Consider the following 20870-nt stretch of genomic DNA (forward strand, 5'->3'; position numbering starts at 1 on the left):
CGCTTCGCGCTTGAACGGAACAAGGAGAGTTAACCCATTGACAAGACAACCTGATGAAATGAAAGATGTAACGCTGCTGGGTAACCAGGGCGTGAAGTATACGTTCGAGTATGATCCCGGCATTTTGGAAAGCTTTGATAACAAGCATCCTTACCGCGATTATTTTGTAAAATTCAACTGCCCGGAATTCACGAGTCTGTGCCCAATCACGGGTCAGCCTGATTTTGCCACCATTTATATCAGTTATATTCCCGATGTAAAAATGGTAGAGAGCAAATCGCTTAAACTGTATCTGTTCAGCTTCCGCAACCATGGGGATTTCCACGAGGATTGTGTGAACATTATCATGAACGACCTGATCAAGCTGATGGATCCGCGTTTTATTGAGGTTTGGGGCAAATTTACGCCGCGCGGCGGCATTTCCATTGATCCGTATACGAACTATGGTAAACCAGGAACCAAGTATGAACAGATGGCTGAACACCGCATGATGAATCATGACATGTATCCGGAAACGATTGATAACCGTTAATTTTCGGGCACTCCTGTTCCGCTGTGCACTATATCGAAAATAATTGAATACTTAAAAGCCGAACTCTTCACTCCGAAGAAATTCGGCTTTTATTTTATGTAGTCCCTCAATCGCTCAAAGGTGTGATAGAACTCTTTTCAAGAGCGGTTAATATATTCTATGGAATGTCATTATTTCGCCTGTTCCCCTTGTCGCTTCCAACAATCTATCCTATTATGTAACAATATGCTTAGGCACACTACATTATCAGGCGCTGATCCTTCGTGACCGCGACCAAAGGAGAAAAGTACATGTCCATGCAAACTTCATTATCCAAGGACGCTGCCATGCGTTCGAAAAACCAACCCGGATTGGATGCCCAGAGCACCGTTTACCGGATCTTGATTGCCATCAGTCTGGTTCACTTGTTTAACGATTCGATCCAGTCTGTCATACCGGCTATTTTTCCAATCCTGAAAGACTCCATGCATCTTACATATACACAGATCGGATGGATATCCTTCGCGATCAACTTTACCGCATCCATTATGCAGCCTGTTGTAGGCTGGTTTGCAGATAAGAAGCCGACGCCTTCGATATTGCCGATCGGCATGGGATTCACGTTCACCGGCATGCTTTTGCTTGCGTTTGCTGACAGTTATATGGCTGTCCTGATTTCCGTTATCTTTGTCGGGCTTGGTTCGGCAGCTTTTCACCCGGAAGGTTCCCGGGTATCCCATATGGCCGCAGGGCCTCGTCGGGGTCTCGCTCAATCCATCTTCCAGGTGGGTGGCAACGCCGGACAGTCTCTTGCTCCGCTCTTGACGAGATGGATCTTCATCCCGTTCGGTTTATTCGGTGCCATCGGATTCACCGGCATTGCAGCCATGGGGATTGCCGTACAGATCTATATTGCCCGCTGGTACGGCCGCATGCTGCAATCCGGAGGTTATCTTCGCAAACAGGCAGCTGCCCGTCGTGCTCCAAATCCCGCACTTCGCAAAAAGATAGCTGCTGCCATCACGATTCTGATTATGCTGGTCTTTGTTCGTTCATGGTATGTCGCTTCCATCGGCAGCTTCTATGCGTTTAATCTGAAGGAATTGTTCAGCCTCTCCACAGAGGATGCACAGATCTACATCTTCCTGTTCCTGGCCGCTGGCGCACTCGGCACGTTCTTCGGAGGTCCACTGGCAGATCGCTTCGGCAAACGCAACATGATTTTCCTGTCGATGGCCGGAGCCGCTCCACTTGCGCTGCTGCTGCCTTATGCCAATCTGTTCTGGACCGGGGTACTGCTGACCATTATCGGATTCATCATGCTATCCAGCTTCTCGGTGACTGTCGTTTATGCCCAAATGCTCATTCCGGGCAAAATCGGAACCGTCTCCGGATTAATCACTGGGCTCGCATTCGGTATGGGAGGACTCGGTGCACTTGTCCTGGGAAACTGGATCGATGTGTTCGGTGTATCTCCAGTCATGCAGATGTGCAGCTTCCTGCCGCTGATCGGCATATTCACCTTCCTGCTGCCTTCGGATAAGGTATTGAAACGCTGGGCGGATGAAAACGGCAGTGAGGAATAAACAAGGATACTGATACTGTTACTACACTTCTATAAGCTTCATAAACGCCAAAAGGGCTCCCGTCGATCTGGTATACAGATTGACGGGAGCCCTTTGATTTATTACATCGTTTATTACTTCAAGCGCTGAAGAATCAGCCTTTTTTTGTATAACATTTTACCTGCTTCGGCAACATCGCTAATCGTATTTTTGTTGCTTACCGAACCAAACACCATGCCGGCAATCGGGATAAGCTGGAACAGCTTTTTCCAGCCAAAGGATTCACTATAGGAATTGAAAACCTCACGCCAGCCCTGCATTTGTGAAACGACCTGTACTTGCTTGTCCGGATTGTCATACTCGGCCAGTTCATCAATAATTGCCTTCTTGCCTACGATGTCGGCAGAGGAGAACTGCAGGCACTTCACAATGAATATCCGTTCCTGGGGATCGTCGGGATCATATCCGTAACATAACGCCATCTCTTGCAGTACCTTCAGGGAAAGCCCCATCACCATCGGGATATCCGCTGCGATCGTTACGATACCGCCAATTCCTGTTGCGGCACCTTGTGCTGCGGCAAATTTGGTTCTGCTCTCCGTAATGTTGTCGGCAACGCGGTCCAACACTTCAAGCGGCAGATTTTCTACACTATGAATTTTTGCAGTCCCTTCTGCTTGGGCATCCTCTTCCAGACGATAGGTATGGTCCTTCATGGAGTAACCCGATCTCTCCGCTTCTTCCTGAAGCAGCTTGGCTACCTTCTTTTTCTGAACGAGAAATTTGCCGCCGTTCTGTACATACTGCCCAACTTCGTTCAGTGCATCACCAATTTTCTGTTTGATTGCTTTTGGCATGACTTTATCCAGCATCGCAAATGGCAAACGCCCGATTTTATCCCAAATAAACAAATCCTTCTGTTCCTTTTCCCACTTTAAGATCTGCTCAAGCTCCTGATCCAATGTTTCACGTGAATCCATAGGTGATCCTCCTGTATGTTCGATTAATTCTTTCAGCTATGGATTGTATACGTTGAAAAAGGATTCTGGTTACAACTGGTACATCAGCTCAATTCGATTGGTTCGACTATGAACCGCAAGAGGAAACACAGGACTAATCATGGATAGAAGCTAATCCAGACACACCAAAAAACCCACCGTTCATGTTGATCTGGCCGCGGTGGGTTTTAAGTATCTTCTAGCGATGAAGTTATTCCTCACATCATCAATCTAACAATGCTCATTCCCAATACAATGGGTTTTACTTGCCGGAAGGCTGTACTTCAGCAGTATACCCGGCTGGAATATCCGTCTCTGCCGTAACTTCCGTGATAACCATCGGATACATCATGTCCGGATCAGGCTGAACGATGGAATACAGCACAATCGCACGTCCATCCTTCTCCAGTTTGACGTCATCAATCTTCAAGCCGTAGCCAGGATGAGGCATTTCAGCAGTGAGCTTCACCTTGGTTGTTTTGTCATCAACCTTGGTTGTAGTCACTTCAGGTACGATGGCTTGCTGGCCTTCCCCCGGAGTCTCTGGAGCTGGCTCAGCTGAGCCGCCATTGCCATGCTTATCCACAAATTCAAGTGCATTGAAGATCATGCTTGCAGCCTCCATACGGGTAAGCGACTGATCTGGACGGAAGTTACCGTCCTTATCCAGTTCAATGATGTTCATGTTCAGCAGGTTCTGGACTGCAGATATGGCGTCCTTACCAATTTTATTTTCGTCCTTAACAAAATTATACTTCATAACGACCGGATAGTTCCCGGTTGTGTTAATGCCTTCATGAAGCAAAATAACAAATTGCTCGCGTGTCATCTTGCCTTGTGGATTCAATTCTACCGGGATCGACAGACCATTCTGGGTTGCAGCCTGTACAGCATCTGCATACCAGGTATCCGGACTAATTTTGTTTTGCGCGGATGCCGCAGCATATTCATTCTTCAATCCAAATGCCTTTACAATCAATTGAACACCCTGCGGCTCGGACAACGCAGCATCCGGACGGAACAGATCCGCCGTTACTCCGCTGACAATCCCTTTGGATTTCAGGGAATCCACAATGGTTTTTTGTCCTTCATCCTGCACGTCTGAAAAGGCGAGCACAGACGCACCTCCTGCCGTCAGAGAAACGCAAAGCGCAAGTGTTGCAGCCAATCCTTTTTTATGTTTCATTTCCTGGCACCTCCTAAGATTAGTAAACCCTATTTTTGACTTCTTCAATCCTACAGACGGGACACCTTCAGAAAATGTTTCAGAGAATTCGACATTAGGGTAATCCTGTGCAAAAAACTACATATACATGTCTGCATGGCCTGCGAATTTTCACTTTCATGCCCTTCTTCCCGGCTTCGTTGACAATGATACGAATTAGCGCAAAAATAAGAAAAGAAGAAATCATTCGTTAACGGATAAATAGCAAACTGGATCGCATAAAGTAAGAGGGCACGACGCGCTAATTATAGGTGTCGGCCCTTTTCTTGCCTCCGTACCTTACCTAACTTTCACCTGAACAAAGGAGAACCCGAGATATGTCCAAGACAGGATTGCTTCGAAGCTATGTCGTCTCCAACTGGCCCGTGTATCTGACTGCCGTTGTGCTGATCATTGCCTCCAATGTCGGTCAGGCCTCTTTGCCCCGTATTCTGGGCAGTTTCACGGACCAGCTCATGCAGAATACGCTTCAAATGAATACGGTCATCCGTTACAGCCTGTGGCTTCTGGCCATCGCCATCGCCTACAACCTTCTCTTCGGAACAGGACAGTTCATGATTATGCGACTGGGACGCCGCTTCGAATTCATGACACGCGAACGCATTTTCGGCAAGTTTTCCGAATTGAGCGAGCACTACTTTTCCAAGCAAGGAAACGGAAAACTGCTCAGCTATGTCATGAATGACGTTACCTCCGTGCGCGAAGCCATTTCCAATGGGGTGACGATGATGACAAATGCTACATTTCTGCTGATCTCCTGTATCGTCATGATGCTGCTTAGCGGCATTCCAATGAGCCTTATTCTGATCAGTATCCTTCCCTTGCTGGCCATACCCTTTCTGGTTGTGTTCTTTGGCCCCCGCATCCGCAAGCGTTCTCGCGATGTGCAGGATGCCCTTGCGAACATGACCGAATCTGCGGAAGAGCAGCTCGGCGGAATTCGCGTGACGAAGACGTTCGCCATTGAAGACGGTGCCCGTGCACGATTCGGCGCAACTGTAGATGCCATTAAGGAAAAACAATTGCGACTCGTTCGCCTCTCTTCCCTGTTTCAAGCGCTGCTGCCACTGCTTGGGGCCATCTCGCTCGTTGTTTCCCTGCTTGTCGGCGGTATTCTGACAATGCAAAATTCCATTACACTTGGAAGCTTTGTCGCGTTGACGCTATATTTGCGGATCATTATGGGACCGCTTCAGCAGATTGGCAATGTGATCAATACCATGCAGCGATCGGGAGCGTCCCTTGAACGGGTTAACGATCTGCTGACAGAAAAACCGGATGTCCGGGAAGTCTCCGGGGCCAAAACCCTGAATGCCGTGAATGACATCACCATTGAAGACTTGTCCTTCTCCTACCCGGGGAGCTCAGCTTCTGCTCTTAAGCACATCAGTCTGAAGATTGCCGCAGGACAGACCGTGGGCATTGTGGGCAAGACCGGCTCTGGCAAAAGCACCCTGGTCAAACTGCTGCTTCGTACATATGAACCGCCTGAAGGCACGATTCGTATGAATGGCACAGACATTCGGCAGCTGTCGCTGGAAAGTCTTCGTTCCCGCATTGCTTATGTCCCGCAGGATGGTTTCCTGTTCAGCACCACCATTCGTGACAATATCGCATTCAGTGACCGGGAGGTACCGCTGGACACCGTGGAACGCAGTGCAAGGCAGGCCATGATCTACGACAACATTATTCGCTTCCCGGATCAGTTCGACACCCTGCTCGGTGAACGTGGACTAACATTGTCCGGCGGTCAGCGTCAGCGAACCAGCCTGGCTCGGGGATTGATCAAAAAGGCTCAGATCCTCATTCTCGACGACAGTATGAGTGCCGTTGATGCAGTAACGGAAAGTGGCATTCTGCGCAGCCTGAAGGAAATTGGCAAAGGCAAAACTACCCTGATTATCTCCCATCGCATCAGCGCCGTCCGTCATGCGGATGAAATTATTGTGCTGGATGAGGGACACATCGCTGAACAAGGCACGCACTCGCAATTGATGGCCGCAGAGGGCCTCTATGCTGCGACCTACCGTTTGCAGGAGGAGGGATTGCATCATGAAGGATCATAAGACTGGCGCCCATACCGAAGCGAACCCTGTACCTCATACCTCATCCGGGAACCATACGGATACGGGCACAGAGAAAGAACTCAGCAAGCGTTCATCCTTTAAAGCGATGATGAGCTACGCCAAACCTCATCGATTTGCGTTTTTGGGCATCTTTTTATGCTCCTTGCTCGGGATCTCCGCCGATCTACTCCAACCGTATCTGGTCAAAATCGCCATTGATGATCATCTGGCAATCGGCCAGACCAGCGTGGGATTTCTTATAAAACTGGCTGCCGTCTATCTGGCACTGGCTGTAATCAGCTTTATTTTTACCTATATACAAAACAACCTGCTGCAGCATGTCGGTCAGAACATCGTCTCCCGCATTCGCAAAGATCTCTTTCGGCACATTTCCAAAATGTCCATGTCCTTCTTCGACCGCTTCCATATCGGAAGTCTGGTCACGAATGTGTCCAGCGATACGGAGACAATCAGCAGTTTCTTCACCCAGGTACTGCTCAGCCTGATTCGGGATGGCATGATGCTGGTGCTTATTATCTTCTTCATGTTCCAGCTTGATCCGGTGCTCGCAGGTTACTCGCTGATTGTACTGCCCGTTATCGCCATTGTGGCCATCCTGTTTCGCAGCAAGCTGCGCCAGGCCTATCAAAATGCCCGTACCCGTCTCTCCCGCCTGATTGCTTTTACAGCGGAGAACCTGTCCGGCATGTTTCTGATTCAGGCCTTTCACCAGGAGGAGGAACAGAAGAAACGCTTCACAGAGCAAAACAAGTTACACTTGAAGGCCAACATTACGCAGGCCCGTTCCAATGTCATCTTCAACCGGACGTTTGACATTCTGGGCAATGCCGCTCTGGTGATGATGGTATGGCTTGGTGGACGCGCCGTGCTGGGCGAATCGCTGCAGGTCGGTGTGCTTTATGCATTTATCAGCTACATCCGCCAGTTCTTCCAGCCGATCAACCAGATTACGATGCAATGGAATACGTTCCAGTCCACTACCGTATCCATGGATCGGATCTGGAACATTCTGAATACCAAACCCGAGGTCGCAGATCCAAAAGCAGAGACCGCTTCCTCACTGGACCCCCGGGACGTGATGGGACAAATTGATTTTAACGATGTGTCATTCGGCTACCGGGCAGACCGCCCACTCATTCAGCATCTGAATCTGCATCTCTATCCAGGAGAAATGGTTGGCATTGTGGGTACAACGGGAGCTGGCAAGAGCACACTGATCTCCCTGCTCAATCGGTTCTATGATGTCGATCAGGGCAGCATTGAAATCGACGGCACGGATATCAGGCAGCTGCCTCAGGCCAAGCTGCACCGTATTGTGGGGCTTATTCAGCAGGAACCCTTTCTATTCTCAGGCTCCATTATTGACAATGTCCGCATGTTTCGGGAGGATATTACGAGAGAACAGGCAATCGAAGCCTGCCGTTTTGTCGGGGCACACGCCATGATCTCACGGCTGCCGCAAGGATACGATACCCGCCTCTCGGAACGAGGTAGCGGTCTGTCTGCCGGGGAACGTCAGTTAATCTCTTTTGCCCGCATTGTCGTATTCCAGCCCCGTATACTCATTCTCGATGAGGCAACCGCCAATCTGGATTCCCATACCGAGCAGCTGGTGCAGCAGGCACTGGAAACGGTATCTCAGGGTCGAACGACGATTGTCATTGCACATCGGCTGTCTACCGTCATGCACGCAGACCGGATTCTGGTCATGGAGCATGGCGAAATTGTCGAGGAAGGCTCGCATCAGCATCTGATCGAAGCCGAAGGCATCTACGCTGATCTATACGCCCATGCACGGGAGACCGATGGTGACACGGCAATTCCGGGGTAATGAATGCCAATCTGTGCCGCCTGCGCTGCAGTGCGGCATAGTTTGCTTATGGGGCAAAGATAATAAGGAGGAGTGGCTTCTGCAACATGAAACAGCTGAGTTTGGTGATCAGCATTTAGGCTATCGCCGGAGTACTGTGCTCTGGAGGAGCGCATTGTGTCTTATATTTTTACTGTTATGTGCTGCTCTACTCTGGATTAATGATGTTGAATACGCGGAAAAATGGGAGACATTGCCCTACACGATTGCTGCCATTATTGGCATGTGGATCGTAGGTCCACTGTTTTTCATTTTTTTGTCGGGCTTAACCAGACGATCCACCGTGTTATTCTCTTGGAATGATGAAGCACTTGTTACCCAAGGAAGGACTGTTCCTTGGCATACAATACGTCATGTAGAACTTACATCATCCGGGGCCAGCAGTTGGATGTTATCCGCCGCGCCCATGCTCGCCCTGCATCTGAAGGACGGTAAACGGCTTTACATCCGCACCGGCCATTTACTTACCGCCAAAGAATTGCTCCGTGCCGAGATTCTGCTTCAGTTAAACCTGCGCGAAAAGCAACAACGAGATACTTGAAGCTTACTTCTCCGACTCAGATCTTGGTTATGCGTGTTATTTACCGCAAAAACGGGTTGTATACCATACAGGAGAATATATACCTATCATGAAGGAGTGCAGCTGCAATGAAAATTCAATTGATTCGTCATGCCACCCTGTGGCTTGAATATGCCGGTCTAAATATTCTGGTTGATCCGATGTTGATGAATCCTGAAGAGATGCCTGCCTTTCCCAACACACCTAATGATCTACGTAATCCGAGAGTTGCCTTGCCAGAAACAGAGACCGATTACACCAATCCGGACTTGGTGATTGTTACCCATACCCACATCGATCACTGGGATGCAGTTGCAGCGGAACGGCTCCGGAAGGATGTGCCTTTGCTGTGTCAGCCTGGTGATGAGAACATATTTATCGAAGCCGGTTTTACGAGCGTTCAACCGGTGGATGAGAAATATGAGTTCCATTCCGTGCGTTTTGCACGAACTTCAGGCCAGCATGGCACAGGGGAAATCGCGGAGCGGATGGGCAACGTATCCGGTTTTGTGCTTGAGGCCGACGCCGAACCCGTATCGTATATTGCCGGAGACACAATCTGGTGCGAAGAACCGGCCGAGGCCATAGAGCGATACCAACCGGAAGTGATCGTTGTGAACGCGGGAGGTGCCCGTTTTACCCAGGGTGACCCAATCACCATGGACGGACCCGATGTAGCTGCTGTGAAGCGGCATGCACCGGATGCACATGTTATCGCCGTTCATATGGATGCCATTAACCATTGCATGATGACCCGGTTGGATCTCGCCAGTTATCTGGCTTCCGAACAGCTGGACGGGCAGGTTCTCATTCCCCGGGATGGCGAAAGTTTCGTATTTGATTCAAAATCAGAGCTGGGTAAAGACCGTTAAATTGAATAGTAAAAAGGATGTTCCCGTCACGTCATGACGGAAACATCCTTTTCTTCAATTACACTTATTTTTATTGAATCTTCAAACGGATCACGTTCCAGGAAGCCTTCGCCAGACTTGCAGTAACCAGCGTGCCCGACACTTCTGCCCCGCCGCGGTTATGTGGAGCCACCCGATTCGGCTGTGCAGCCGTATTCACGGCTTTGAGGTCGTCACTTTCCAGTACGATATGCTCCAGCAGGCTGCATTGTCCGAAGCTGCGCAGATCGACTTCAAGCTGAAGAGAATCTTCCAGGTGACGGTTCACGGCAAATACAGTTACTTCACCCTGCTCTTCATTATGCACCGCAATCCCTTCCAGGTACGGTACATCCGTAATTTGTTTCGTATCGTACTTCGCTGATTGAATCAATGGCACAAGTGCTGTTCCACGTCCAAAGACGGAAGCGTGCATAAACGGATAGAAAATGGTCTGTCTCCAGGCAGCACCACCTGTGTCCGTCATGATCGGCGCGATAACGTTGACCAATTGTGCGAGGCAGGCCATCTTCACGCGATCCGCATGCTTAAGCATGCTAATCAGCATACAGCCCACAAGCAGCGCATCTTCATGGTTGTATACATCCTCCAGCTGCGGAGGTGCAATCTGCCACGGATCTAGCTTCCTGTCACTTTCATTGGAATGGTACCACACGTTCCACTCATCGAAAGACAGATACATCGTTTTCTTGCTGCGCTTCTTCGCCTTGATGTAATCACAGGTTGCCATGACGGTCTCAATAAACCGATCCATCTCCAGCGAACGCGCCAGGAAGGTAGGCGTATCATCATCCGCGTTACCATAATACTGATGGAGTGACAAGTATTCCACATGATCATAGGTATGATCCAGCACAGTTGCTTCCCATTCCGGGAACGTTGGCATGCCCAGTGAAGAACTTCCGCAGGCAACCAGCTCAATCGTTGGATCAGTCCATTTCATGACTTTCGCTGCTTCAAGCGCAACCCGTCCATATTCTTCTGCCGTTTTGTGACCGATCTGCCATGGGCCGTCCATCTCGTTACCCAAGCACCAGGTCTTGACCGCATGCGGCTCCTTGTAACCATGCTTGATCCGCAGATCACTATAATATGAACCTTCTGGATGGTTGCTGTACTCCACGATGTTCCGGGCTGCATCTACGCCCCGTGTGCCCAAATTGACGGCCATCATGACTTCGGAATTCGCAAGTTTGGACCAATCCACGAACTCGTTGAAACCGAATTCATTGGTCTCAATGGTTCTCCAAGCCAGCTCAAGTCTGCGTTTGCGTTCTGCAACGGGTCCTACGGAGTCTTCCCAATTGTAACCGGATACAAAGTTACCCCCAGGATAGCGTACAATCGGCACCTGCAGCTCCTTGACCATCTCCAGCACATCCGTACGGAATCCCGCTTCGTTCGCAGAGGAATGCCCCGGCTCATAAATACCACCATATACGGCGCGTCCGAGATGCTCAATGAATGAACCGTATAAACGTTTATCGACTGCACCAATCGTGAAATCCTTGTCTACCGTCATTTTTGCTTTTACCATCGTGAAGTTCAGCTCCTTAAGATTAATAAAAAAATTAATTGATAATCTATGGATCAACGTTCATATTTATATTAAAATCGATTATAACCCTAATTTCAACCTGAATTTTTAAAAATGTTATTCTTTTTGATGGATTTATGTTTAACTTAATTCTATATCCAATAATGGAGGAACCCCATGATTAGAGCAAATACGGATGCCGAATGGCTGCCCTTATACGAAGCACTTGCCAGTGAAGTGCGCTTGCAGATTATACGACTTGTTGCCGAGAACCCAATGAACGTAAAAGATATTGCTGCCTCACTTGGACTAAGCAGCGCCATCGTAACGATGCACGTTCGCAAGCTGCAGGATGTCGGAATCATTCAATCCAAGATGGTCCGCAAGGACGGCGGTACCCACAAAATGAACAGCCTTGCGATCGACTGGATCGGCATCTCCATGCCGCAGGATACCGGTATGTCGAACAAGGTGCATGAGGTTGCTGTACCCGTCGGGCATTATACCCATTTTGACGTTTATCCCACCTGCGGCCTGGCTACAGTCAATCATGTGATCGGGCAATATGATGACCCGCGATATTTCCTGGATCCCGAGCGGATGCACGCCAATATTCTCTGGTTCGGACGTGGATTTGTGGAATACAAAATTCCAAACTACCTCTTACCGGGACAGCAGATCAACTCGATTGAATTATCGCTGGAGATCGGTTCAGAAGCGCCTTCGGTCAATCCCAATTGGCCCTCGGATATTACCTTTATGCTCAACGGAATACAGGTCGGTGAATGGACTAGCCCAGGTGATTCAGGGAATGGCCGCGGCGTATTCACGCCTGACTGGTGGAGTGAAAGTGTCAATCAGTATGGCATGCTGAAAGTGCTGCGGATCACGCAGGAAGGTACTTTTATTGATGGACAGCGCGTCTCTGGAGTAACACTCTCGGATATTCCGGTCGAGCGCAATCAATGGACATTGCGATTGTCGGTAGAAGAAGATGCCCAGCATGTAGGAGGTCTTACCTTATACGGTGAGGGATTCGGCAACTATAATCAGGATATACTGTTCCGTCTCTACTACCAGGATTAGAGGCTTGAAAAGAAAAACCAAAAAACCTTCCATCTGCCTATTCGGCGATGATGGAAGGTCCTTTTTGCTGTATCCTTTTTCCGTCACTCAGTTCATTCGAATTCAAAGTGAGCCTTGGAAGTATCAATAACAACTAGCTTTACAGTGCACTTCCGCCATAGAGGAAGCGATGTTCCCAGTGCTTGCCGGAGATGTCACTGGTCGTTACTCCGCCACCAGCATTGGAATAGGTGTGCAGTATTTTTCCGTCGCCAAGATAGATTCCGACATGCGTAATTCTTGCCGTAGACTTGTTCACCCCAGCATATGAGGAAGCTTTCGTGCCTTTATAAGACATAAAGAACATCAAATCCCCACGCTTGAGTTTTTTCCAATCCGTCTGAACGTTACCTTTGCCTTTTACATAAGTCCCCTGCTGACGTGAATCTGCAGGAAGCTTGACTCCAAGTGCATCGATAAATGCCTGGCGAACAAAGCTGGAGCAGTCGAACGTAGCCGTACTGTTTCTGCTCGCTCCGAATTCATAAGGCGTGCCCCAATATTTCATGCCAGCAGCAATAACTTTCTCCACAGCTGCGCTGCCTGTTACAGAAGTGCTGCTGGAACCCGATGTCGTTGTGCTGCCGCTAACGGCTTTGGTGTATTTAGATGAAGAGGATATGTATCCTGTCCGGTTGCTGGAATCTTTTACTTTATACCATGCGGATCCGGATTGTTGAAGTACGGTAATGGTTTCCCCTTTACCCACCATACGAACAACACTCGCAGAAGATGATGGTGAAGTACGCATGTTAACTCCCCAGATCACTTTCAGTTTGGCATTTTCGGCCGTTGCTGCGGATACCGGTGCCGTTAGTGCTCCTGTCGTCAGACTTCCCATCAGCATCGTTGCTGTTAGACTCGCGGTAATCATTTTACTTTTCCAGTTCATGATGTCGTGTTCCCCCTGATGTTACAGAATTTTAACCTGGCTTCGTTCTCTCCGGGCTTGCCCCATTGTAAACGGGCTGTCCATCGTGATCATCAGACCAAAGTCCTGTATTCACCTCAGGCGCATTGAGCACTAAGAATCAGGAGTTGAACAGGCATCCACATGAATTACTGCATGAATATTAAGCAATTTCTAAAGGTTAAAATATTGTAACTATTTGATACCACTTCGTTTCCAGCTTCTACGGATAGGTTATTTCAACTAAAACAGCATATAGGTCCATATACCCACCATCACATTTGCAAATTCCATAAGTGGTAAACATTACTACGTCTAAAATCAGCAAAAACTGCCGTTTTATTGATTCAAATTCCTACAAGCTGTTTCAGGAATTCCTTCCCTTCTCGAAAAGTAGATAGGCCCATATTGCTTTAGAGCAAAAAAAGACGGTTACTCATGACGCAGGTCTGCGCGCATGAAGTAACCTTCTCTGATATTTTCTATACTTTGAATTTATTGATCTGTTCTTGCAATTCTTCTGCCATTTTGGAGAGAGAACCAGCCGATGACGCAATCTCTTCCATGGAAGCCAGCTGTTCTTCAGTTGCTGCAGATACATTGTGTACCCCGCCTGATGCTTCTTCAGCAATATTGGAGATTTGATCCACATATCGAACCACTTCATCCGTACTTGCTGACATTTCTTCGGATCCGGCAGATACTTCCTGAATTTCACCAGCGACCTTGTTCACTGCTTCTGAGATTTGCTCGAAGGCTTGTCCTGCCGCAGTTACCATCTCTATTCCGGCTTCTGTTTCACTGCTGTTCACTTTTACGGCCTGTACCGCATGGTTCGTGTCATTCTGAATGAGCTGAACCAGGTCCGTAATTTTCTGTGCAGACTCCGATGATTCTTCGGCCAATTTACGAACTTCTCCGGCAACAACGGCGAAACCTCGTCCGTGCTCCCCTGCACGTGCGGCCTCAATCGCAGCATTCAATGCGAGAAGGTTGGTTTGACGGGCGATATTGTTGATGACCTCTGTGATGCTGCCAATCTCTGCAGAACGTTCTCCAAGCCCGGTTACGAGCTCTGTAAGTGAAGCAATGGACGTACGTACCGATCCCATTTGATCCACGGCCTGCTGGATAATCATATTCCCTTCAGCCGATTGATTCGCTGCATCTACAGCCGATACGGATACGCTCTGAGCAAGCTCTGCAATCTGTTCAGAACCGATGGCCATCTCGCTCATCGCCTGGGAAGAACGTTTCACCATGTTTACCTGATCCGATGTGCCTACAGCCAGCTGTTCAACCGTGGCAGAGATTTGCTCGGATGCCTGCGTATTTTGCTCTGCACTCGCAAGCAGTTCTTCCGACGAAGCAGCTACCTGCTCGGATGTCATGGAAACGGACTGAATCATCGCACGCAAGTTGCCTGTCATTGTATTGAAGGAAGCAGCCAGCGTGCCAAGCTCATCCTTATTTTTAAGCGTAATCGCTTCACCGGTTAGATCACCGTTTGCAATACGCATTGCCGATTCGTTCATCTTCTGAATTGGTCTCGAGATGATACTTGCAATGAAGAAAGCGATAAAGAGTGCAATCAGAAAGGCAATAATGGTTACTACCAAAATGATAATAAAAGCACTATTGGCTTCATCCAACGAGTCAGCTGTAGCTTGTCCCGCTAATTCATTACTCATCGTAATTAGCTGAACAATTGAATCATTGGCTGTATCCCATAATGGAAATGCCTCTGAATGCAGCCTGCTGGCTTCACCATAGTCGTTAGCCATACCCCGTTCGACAAATCCAGGCATTTTGCCCAAGTAGGCATCATAGTTCGTACTGAACGTATCATATAGCGCCATCGCTTCGGCATTGCCCTTAATGAGCTCAAGCAGCTGTTTTCGCTCATCCTCAATCTTGACTTGGAGCTGCTCTAAAGATTCACTTATCTCTGCGATTGAATTCTCATCCGTCTCAACAATGGCTGCAAGAGCCTGACGCTCTACGTCTGAAACATCGCCGTTCATCATCCCAAGCAGCCTGACGCTTGGCATCCACGTCTGATCGATCTCTTCAGAAGTATCGGCCATCCCCTGAATCTGCGTCAAGGCATACGTAGTTACAAAGGCAAACAGTGCAACTACCACCAGAAACCCAGCCAACAATTTCATCCGAATGGTCAATCTCATTTTCCCTAACGCGTTTCCCCGCGTGCTTTTCATGTTTCCCACTCCCAACTTGGCCATAAACCAAAAAGTATGAATAGTATATCGACATCTATCGACATGAATTGTAGATATTCGAAATTTAATTTTCATCAATTTCATGTAACTTCCTAAAAACAAAAAAGCCTCAAGTCTTTGGCACAGCCAAAACTCAAGACTTCAATGTATATATCCCCCAATCCTTGTCCCCACATCATAAACGCTATTCTAACGGAAAACTCTCCGATGGATATGGATAAAGAAATCAGGAACCGACTTCGTATAGTTACGCGTTGTGATCAGAATGACACTGACCAGACTGCCCAGAACAAATCCGCCAAGGATATCTCCCGGATAATGCACACCTACATATACACGCGATACCCCAGTCAGCACGGCAAGCAGCAGCATCCACCATCCGAAACGACGTCCGATGAAAAATGAAGCGGCAGCAAGGGCAAAGACAAAGAAAGCATGCTTGCTTGGAAAAGATGGATCCGGTACATGCGGCACCAGCTGATGTACATTCCCTTCCACAAAGGGTCTTGGATGACCAACGGCTGGAGAAATGCCCCATTTGGCAAGAACAAGAGCTACAATAGATGCTACACATGCATAAAAGACAATACGCTGCTTGGCCGGATTACCCAGGAACCAGACAATAACCAGAAGGGCAATCATAATCCACACGGCATATTCTGCTGCAGTGATCATAAACCAGTCCAGAAGCGGAGCCCGGTCCGCAAACTGGTTGATCCAGTTAAAAACAGATTGATTCATAATTGCGTTCATACCTCCATGACATAAAACGTGATTCGTTTTACACTATAATACCCACCAACGATTTGTCAAACAATGCACCAGCTGACCGAATATTCGAAATCAAAGGGGACATTTTCCTTACTTTTTGTTAAAATAGTCTGGGTTACATATCAGTTCAACAATAGAAAGGTGAAGATTATGCTTAAAAAATGGTTATGGGGGACAACCCTAACCCTGGCACTTGCCGTAACAGGTGTCCTCGTATATTACGGATATTCCATTGTACATTTTGCTAATAGTATCTCAACCGCTTCAGGTACTTCCTCATCGTCTACATCCAATCCTCAGACAGACCTTGGTACGGACACTACAACAACACCAATTCCCAAGTGGGAAGGCAAGGAACGCGTAAACATCCTGCTTCTCGGGGGTGACTCCAGAGGTGATGATGCAGGGCGCTCCGATTCGGTCATGGTGGCTTCCATTGATCCGGTGTCCAAACGAGCGCATTTATTCTCTGTCCTGCGAGATACATATGTGGAAATACCCGGACATGGCAAAAGCCGGCTTAACGCAGCTTTTTCATACGGAGGCGCTGAATTGACCAAACAAACGGTAAGCAATCTGCTGGGCATTCCGATTCAGCATTACGTATACACGGACTTCATCGGCTTTATGGCTCTTGTCGATGCCGTAGGCGGCATTGATATTGATGTGGAAAAAGACATGTACTACACCAGCAAAGCTGACAAACATATGTATGACATTGATCTCAAAAAAGGACTTCAGCACATGGACGGCAAAACGGCCCTCCAATATGTTCGTTTTCGGCATGATGCCACATCGGACTTCACGCGCACTGAACGGCAGCGAATTTTCATGACCGAGCTTGCCAAGAAGCTGCAAACCACTACCTCTCTCTTCAAAATTCCGGAGATCCTGGAGGCGGTTGCCCCTTATATCGAAACAGACCTCAGCCCTACGCAGATGCTGAAGCTGGCCTCGCTCGGTTTTGATATTAATGTCAATGAAGTGGACAAACAGCAGATTCCACCTAATAAATTGTTAACCAACGAGCTTGCAGGTTCTGCCCAGGTTCTGGGCGTGGACAAAAATAAACTCCAGGCATTCATTCAAAATCTGTTTGAGGAAGATGCTCAGGCAGAGCAACAATAATAGAAAAGCGGCGGCCATTTGGGCCGCCGTTTTTTTATCCTTTTTTCACCATTTAATCTCCTCTTAATGTTGAGATAGTACCCTTTAATGATGTTGTGTATTGGAAGGAGGCGGGCCATCTTGGGTAAACCGCGTATAGAAGAGTGGACGCAGCTGCGCGGGATCGCGTTTCTCGCCATCGTCATGCAGCATAATATTGCGGAATATATCTATCGTTCAGATATTGAACAGCCGGATTCCGTCATGCTGACCATGATCTATCATCTCACCCGGTTCGGAACGCCGACCTTTGTCTTTTTGTCCGGTGTGATGCTTTTTTATCATTATCGTCAGGTCAAGCCGGAATACCGTCCATTTATCCGAAAACGATTTGGGGATATTTATGTCCCTTTTGTTCTCTGGACACTGATCTACTGGCTGTCTGTTCGCATGTTCACACCTGCATTTTGGCTCTCGGGCACGCCTGATGTACGCAGCCTAATCCGCGAGCTTTTCATCCCTCAGACAGGATATCATCTCTGGTTTGTCATTATGATTTTTCAGTTTTATGTGTTATTTCCCTTGTTCCGGCTCGTGGTTCAATTCGTGAACAGCCAGCTTACCAAAATCACCAGAATAACGCGCATGCATTCCGTTCTGTTGCTTGTTCTGCTTGCAGCGGGAATGTATAGCTTGCTGATGAAGTGGTCCTATTACGACATGGCCAGCTGGACAGCGGCACTTACGAAGCCCTGGTCGACATTGCTGGAGTATCGTTCCTATTCCTGGGTAATGTACTGGTTCTATTTTTTACTTGGGGCAGTTTGCGCTTGGGCTGTAGACACTTGGAGAAACTGGACCATTCGTGCACTCCCATGGATGATCAGTCTTTTCACTGGCATGTACTTCTGGCTGGGTTACGATGTGCTCAGAGGTTCTGGGGATGTTGTTAATCTTAATATATCGACATATCTGAAGCCGACAACGTTCATTATTATTATGGCGCAGATGTTCATGTTATATGGATTCCTTGTCCTATTACGAGGTAAAACAACGAAGTTTCTGGGCGCGCTCACCTGGATCGGCCGCTATTCGTTCGGGGGATATCTTGTGCATGCTCTGGTTATCTATGCAATCGCCTACTTCACCAGACCACTCCAGCTTGGCGGCTGGCATTTGCCCGTAACCTTGCTGTCATTTCTGGTGACAGCTGTCTTAGCGCTGGCCATCAGCTATGGACTATCCCGATTACCAGGTTCACGTTATACGGTCGGGTTACAGCGTAAGCGGAGCAGGAACTCGCCTGTTCAAAGCTCCGATCCTGTAGAGCCTCGGCTTAAAGCCGGATCAGTTACACCGCTGAGTGCAAGTGCAGGCCATTCTTCCGAAACAAGATAGAAGAGCTGATCACATAACATAGTCTAGTAAAAGTAAAACTCAGTCAACCTCGTTATACACCTATGTTGACGAGAAACAGGGCGCCTGTCTTCCGAAGAAGACCAGGCGCCCTGCATATACATACATTAATCTGACTCGGTCGAAGCCGGGTGCCCCGGTGCATGCTCCCGTGGAATAGAATGTGCCCCGCCCTTATGGTTCACGAGCCGCTGCAAATCCCCCGTTAACTGCTCCTTCAGCTTGTCAATAAGCTGTGTTTCACTAATTCCATGTGCTTTAGCAACTTCAGCAAGAGACTTTCCACTTTTCAACTGCTCATGAAGCTGTTCCGGCGTAATGCCGATAAATTGAGCAATCGCCTTGTGGTTCAAGGAAGCATGTTTTCTACCATGACCTGCAAACTCCCTACGCAGCTCTCTGAGGGGAGTATTGATCACCTTTTTCAGCTTTTCATCCATGCCAGCCTTGGCTGCCGAGACCTGCTCCTTGGTTAGGCAACCTTCTGCAGCAGCTTGATCCAGACGTTTCACAAGGGATGGTTTGAGCTTCTGTAACAGCTGCTCTTCGCTTAGACCTTTGCGCTCCTTGGCAATCTGGCTCAGTGTCTTGCCTAACTCCATCTGCTCCTTCAGATCTCGGAGTCCAATGCCGAGCAGATCGGCAGTTTCACCAATCATAAATAATCCATGGCTTGCCTGCATACAAGGTTGTTTGTCATGCTGGGAAGCTGCCGGAGTTGTCATTCCGGTGCTGTCCGGCTTTTCTGCCGCACTGGCTGAGGCAGCATTTCCCGTTGCTGCTACTATGAGCATGGCTGCCAAACTGCTTACAAGCCATGTTTTCCATGGGTGCTTCATATTTGTTTTCCGCCTTTCGTATGTCGAAATACTGTGGTCTACACCTAGTTTGAGCCTAATCCACCCATTTTTATCCCATAAAAATACAAAAAGTCATCAAACATTTCACAATTCATCACAAAAGATCCTATTTTTTTCAATTCATATCCGCTATACTGGGTATAACTCCATGATCTAGTCGAATAGTCCTTAATTATTTTATTGCGGGAAGGGCGTAAGCAAATGATGCGGAGAGAATGGCTTGATCCGTTTAGATCCGATTTGGAGGTGGTGTTCGCTGCTGCCGAGCAGCTGGTTCAGAACTATCCTGAATCCCTGTCAGAACATGCACTGAAACAACTTCATTTGATTAATCCCCTGTTACGCGATTCAGGTCACAGCTATATTGGCTACATTATTCCGCTCTGGATGCAGATTTCAGACGGACTCCCCCCACAGACTGCACATAAGTTAAGCACGGCCTGTCTGATTCATATGTTGTATTTTTTCAATCAGGATGAAGTGATGGATGAACGTCCTGACGACAGCACATTGAAGTTATCCTTGGGTAATTTATACTACATGGATGCTTTACGTATTTACTCGGATTTATTTAGCCCGTCTTCCCTGTTTTGGACCTATTTCAGACAATATGTAACGGACTGGGCTGTTAGTGTTAACGGCGAGAAGTCGCTGGATTACTTCAAAGAAAACCCGCTTCTGATTGCCCAAAAGGCAGCCCCCCTTCAACTTGGAGCTGCAGGTGCTCTTCTTTTACTTGAACAAAAAGACCGAATTAATGCTGTATGTTCTGCTGTTAACATCGCACTCATGACCCTCCAGATGACAGACGATTTCAATGACATGGATCAAGATGCTGCGCAGGGAAATTATAATAGTTTCCTTTCTCATATTTCTTCTGCTCTACAACTAACTTATCCTGAACAGCCGCTAAGCGAGCGTATCCAGGATAATATGTACAGCACATCAATCATGAACTCTTATGTAGACATTGCTTACCGATATCACGACATATTGGCATCGTCTAACTCAGGAATTCCGCACCTTTTGTCCTTTAATACGCATTTATGCCAAACACTTGTACAAGCTGTCGAGGCAATCAAGCAGCACAAAAAAATGCTTCATCAAGGCGGGTTTCATTACTGGATCAGTGAACATGCCTTAAACCCACAAGGGAAGTCATGAAACTGTGACAGTTC

The 20870-nt window shown here is 48.0% G+C and carries 17 protein-coding genes; 10 read left to right on the plus strand and 7 right to left on the minus strand.

The features are described from left to right. The first annotated feature begins 58 nt into the window (after positions 1 to 58). Entirely contained in the window at positions 59 to 532 is a 474-nt protein-coding gene (queF, locus tag AC3WQ3_RS09525) for a preQ(1) synthase (protein ID WP_183523012.1), read from the plus strand. Between the two features lie 290 nt (positions 533 to 822). Beyond that, complete coding sequence (locus tag AC3WQ3_RS09530) at positions 823 to 2097, plus strand: MFS transporter (protein ID WP_095288916.1); 1275 nt, start codon at positions 823 to 825, stop codon at positions 2095 to 2097. 113 nt (positions 2098 to 2210) lie between these two features. Here AC3WQ3_RS09530 and AC3WQ3_RS09535 read toward each other — a convergent pair whose 3' ends face one another. Further along, entirely contained in the window at positions 2211 to 3056 is an 846-nt protein-coding gene (locus AC3WQ3_RS09535; protein WP_430198388.1) for an EcsC family protein, read from the minus strand. Positions 3057 to 3336: 280 nt separating this feature from the next. Then, on the minus strand, positions 3337 to 4260 hold the full coding sequence (locus AC3WQ3_RS09540) for an S-layer homology domain-containing protein (RefSeq protein WP_492472091.1): 924 nt from the start codon (positions 4258 to 4260) through the stop codon (positions 3337 to 3339). A gap of 356 nt (positions 4261 to 4616) precedes the next feature. On the opposite strand from AC3WQ3_RS09540, the gene AC3WQ3_RS09545 reads away from it, so the two are divergent. The 4 genes from AC3WQ3_RS09545 to AC3WQ3_RS09560 all read left to right on the plus strand — a co-directional run bounded on the left by AC3WQ3_RS09545 (position 4617) and on the right by AC3WQ3_RS09560 (position 9687). Next, the gene (locus AC3WQ3_RS09545) at positions 4617 to 6365 is read left to right on the plus strand and encodes an ABC transporter ATP-binding protein (RefSeq protein ID WP_154892694.1); all 1749 of its coding nucleotides are present in this window, start codon (positions 4617 to 4619) and stop codon (positions 6363 to 6365) included. A 106-nt stretch (positions 6366 to 6471) separates the two neighbouring features. Beyond that, on the plus strand, positions 6472 to 8217 hold the full coding sequence (locus tag AC3WQ3_RS09550; RefSeq protein WP_492472236.1) for an ABC transporter ATP-binding protein: 1746 nt from the start codon (positions 6472 to 6474) through the stop codon (positions 8215 to 8217). Further along, complete coding sequence (locus AC3WQ3_RS09555; RefSeq protein WP_492472092.1) at positions 8192 to 8797, plus strand: DUF5381 family protein; 606 nt, start codon at positions 8192 to 8194, stop codon at positions 8795 to 8797. The genes AC3WQ3_RS09550 and AC3WQ3_RS09555 overlap by 26 nt, the downstream gene beginning before the upstream one ends. A 107-nt stretch (positions 8798 to 8904) precedes the next feature. Next, positions 8905 to 9687, plus strand: a complete 783-nt coding sequence (locus AC3WQ3_RS09560) for an MBL fold metallo-hydrolase (RefSeq protein WP_492472093.1) — start codon at positions 8905 to 8907, stop codon at positions 9685 to 9687. Positions 9688 to 9757: 70 nt separating this feature from the next. On the opposite strand, the gene arfA is transcribed toward AC3WQ3_RS09560, so the two are convergent. Next, on the minus strand, positions 9758 to 11263 hold the full coding sequence (arfA, locus tag AC3WQ3_RS09565; RefSeq protein ID WP_095288907.1) for an arabinosylfuranosidase ArfA: 1506 nt from the start codon (positions 11261 to 11263) through the stop codon (positions 9758 to 9760). A gap of 177 nt (positions 11264 to 11440) precedes the next feature. Between arfA and AC3WQ3_RS09570 the strand changes: the two genes are divergently transcribed. Next, positions 11441 to 12349, plus strand: a complete 909-nt coding sequence (locus AC3WQ3_RS09570) for an ArsR/SmtB family transcription factor (protein ID WP_492472094.1) — start codon at positions 11441 to 11443, stop codon at positions 12347 to 12349. A 139-nt stretch (positions 12350 to 12488) separates the two neighbouring features. On the opposite strand, the gene AC3WQ3_RS09575 is transcribed toward AC3WQ3_RS09570, so the two are convergent. The 3 genes from AC3WQ3_RS09575 to AC3WQ3_RS09585 all read right to left on the minus strand — a co-directional run bounded on the left by AC3WQ3_RS09575 (position 12489) and on the right by AC3WQ3_RS09585 (position 16279). Beyond that, positions 12489 to 13280, minus strand: coding sequence for a C40 family peptidase (locus AC3WQ3_RS09575; RefSeq protein ID WP_492472095.1), 792 nt, complete (start codon positions 13278 to 13280; stop codon positions 12489 to 12491). A 500-nt stretch (positions 13281 to 13780) separates the two neighbouring features. Continuing rightward, a complete protein-coding gene (locus AC3WQ3_RS09580) occupies positions 13781 to 15517 on the minus strand; it encodes a methyl-accepting chemotaxis protein (RefSeq protein WP_492472096.1) in 1737 nt (578 codons plus the stop codon). A gap of 210 nt (positions 15518 to 15727) precedes the next feature. Further along, positions 15728 to 16279: an undecaprenyl-diphosphatase gene (locus AC3WQ3_RS09585; RefSeq protein ID WP_492472097.1), complete on the minus strand. Its 552-nt coding sequence runs from the start codon at positions 16277 to 16279 to the stop codon at positions 15728 to 15730. A 180-nt stretch (positions 16280 to 16459) separates the two neighbouring features. Between AC3WQ3_RS09585 and AC3WQ3_RS09590 the strand changes: the two genes are divergently transcribed. Then, a complete protein-coding gene (locus AC3WQ3_RS09590; RefSeq protein WP_154892700.1) occupies positions 16460 to 17437 on the plus strand; it encodes an LCP family protein in 978 nt (325 codons plus the stop codon). A gap of 120 nt (positions 17438 to 17557) precedes the next feature. After that, a complete protein-coding gene (locus AC3WQ3_RS09595; RefSeq protein WP_492472098.1) occupies positions 17558 to 18814 on the plus strand; it encodes an acyltransferase in 1257 nt (418 codons plus the stop codon). Between the two features lie 125 nt (positions 18815 to 18939). Here the strand turns inward: AC3WQ3_RS09595 and AC3WQ3_RS09600 are convergent, their stop codons facing one another. Beyond that, a complete protein-coding gene (locus AC3WQ3_RS09600; RefSeq protein ID WP_492472099.1) occupies positions 18940 to 19671 on the minus strand; it encodes a hypothetical protein in 732 nt (243 codons plus the stop codon). 222 nt (positions 19672 to 19893) lie between these two features. On the opposite strand from AC3WQ3_RS09600, the gene AC3WQ3_RS09605 reads away from it, so the two are divergent. Further along, on the plus strand, positions 19894 to 20856 hold the full coding sequence (locus tag AC3WQ3_RS09605) for a hypothetical protein (RefSeq protein ID WP_492472100.1): 963 nt from the start codon (positions 19894 to 19896) through the stop codon (positions 20854 to 20856). The last annotated feature ends 14 nt before the right edge of the window (positions 20857 to 20870 follow it).

The sequence above is a fragment of the Paenibacillus sp. FW104-T2 genome (assembly GCF_058789975.1).

Excerpts from the sequence above, each read along its gene's own strand:
- queF (WP_183523012.1), top strand. The coding sequence starts at position 59 with ATGAAAGATGTAACGCTGCTGGGTAACCAGGGCGTGAAGTATACGTTC.
- AC3WQ3_RS09530 (WP_095288916.1), top strand. The coding sequence starts at position 823 with ATGTCCATGCAAACTTCATTATCCAAGGACGCTGCCATGCGTTCGAAA.
- AC3WQ3_RS09535 (WP_430198388.1), bottom strand. The coding sequence starts at position 3,056 with ATGGATTCACGTGAAACATTGGATCAGGAGCTTGAGCAGATCTTAAAG.
- AC3WQ3_RS09540 (WP_492472091.1), bottom strand. The coding sequence starts at position 4,260 with ATGAAACATAAAAAAGGATTGGCTGCAACACTTGCGCTTTGCGTTTCT.
- AC3WQ3_RS09545 (WP_154892694.1), top strand. The coding sequence starts at position 4,617 with ATGTCCAAGACAGGATTGCTTCGAAGCTATGTCGTCTCCAACTGGCCC.
- AC3WQ3_RS09550 (WP_492472236.1), top strand. The coding sequence starts at position 6,472 with ATGATGAGCTACGCCAAACCTCATCGATTTGCGTTTTTGGGCATCTTT.
- AC3WQ3_RS09555 (WP_492472092.1), top strand. The coding sequence starts at position 8,192 with ATGGTGACACGGCAATTCCGGGGTAATGAATGCCAATCTGTGCCGCCT.
- AC3WQ3_RS09560 (WP_492472093.1), top strand. The coding sequence starts at position 8,905 with ATGAAAATTCAATTGATTCGTCATGCCACCCTGTGGCTTGAATATGCC.
- arfA (WP_095288907.1), bottom strand. The coding sequence starts at position 11,263 with ATGGTAAAAGCAAAAATGACGGTAGACAAGGATTTCACGATTGGTGCA.
- AC3WQ3_RS09570 (WP_492472094.1), top strand. The coding sequence starts at position 11,441 with ATGATTAGAGCAAATACGGATGCCGAATGGCTGCCCTTATACGAAGCA.
- AC3WQ3_RS09575 (WP_492472095.1), bottom strand. The coding sequence starts at position 13,280 with ATGAACTGGAAAAGTAAAATGATTACCGCGAGTCTAACAGCAACGATG.
- AC3WQ3_RS09580 (WP_492472096.1), bottom strand. The coding sequence starts at position 15,517 with ATGAAAAGCACGCGGGGAAACGCGTTAGGGAAAATGAGATTGACCATT.
- AC3WQ3_RS09585 (WP_492472097.1), bottom strand. The coding sequence starts at position 16,279 with ATGAATCAATCTGTTTTTAACTGGATCAACCAGTTTGCGGACCGGGCT.
- AC3WQ3_RS09590 (WP_154892700.1), top strand. The coding sequence starts at position 16,460 with ATGCTTAAAAAATGGTTATGGGGGACAACCCTAACCCTGGCACTTGCC.
- AC3WQ3_RS09600 (WP_492472099.1), bottom strand. The coding sequence starts at position 19,671 with ATGAAGCACCCATGGAAAACATGGCTTGTAAGCAGTTTGGCAGCCATG.
- AC3WQ3_RS09605 (WP_492472100.1), top strand. The coding sequence starts at position 19,894 with ATGATGCGGAGAGAATGGCTTGATCCGTTTAGATCCGATTTGGAGGTG.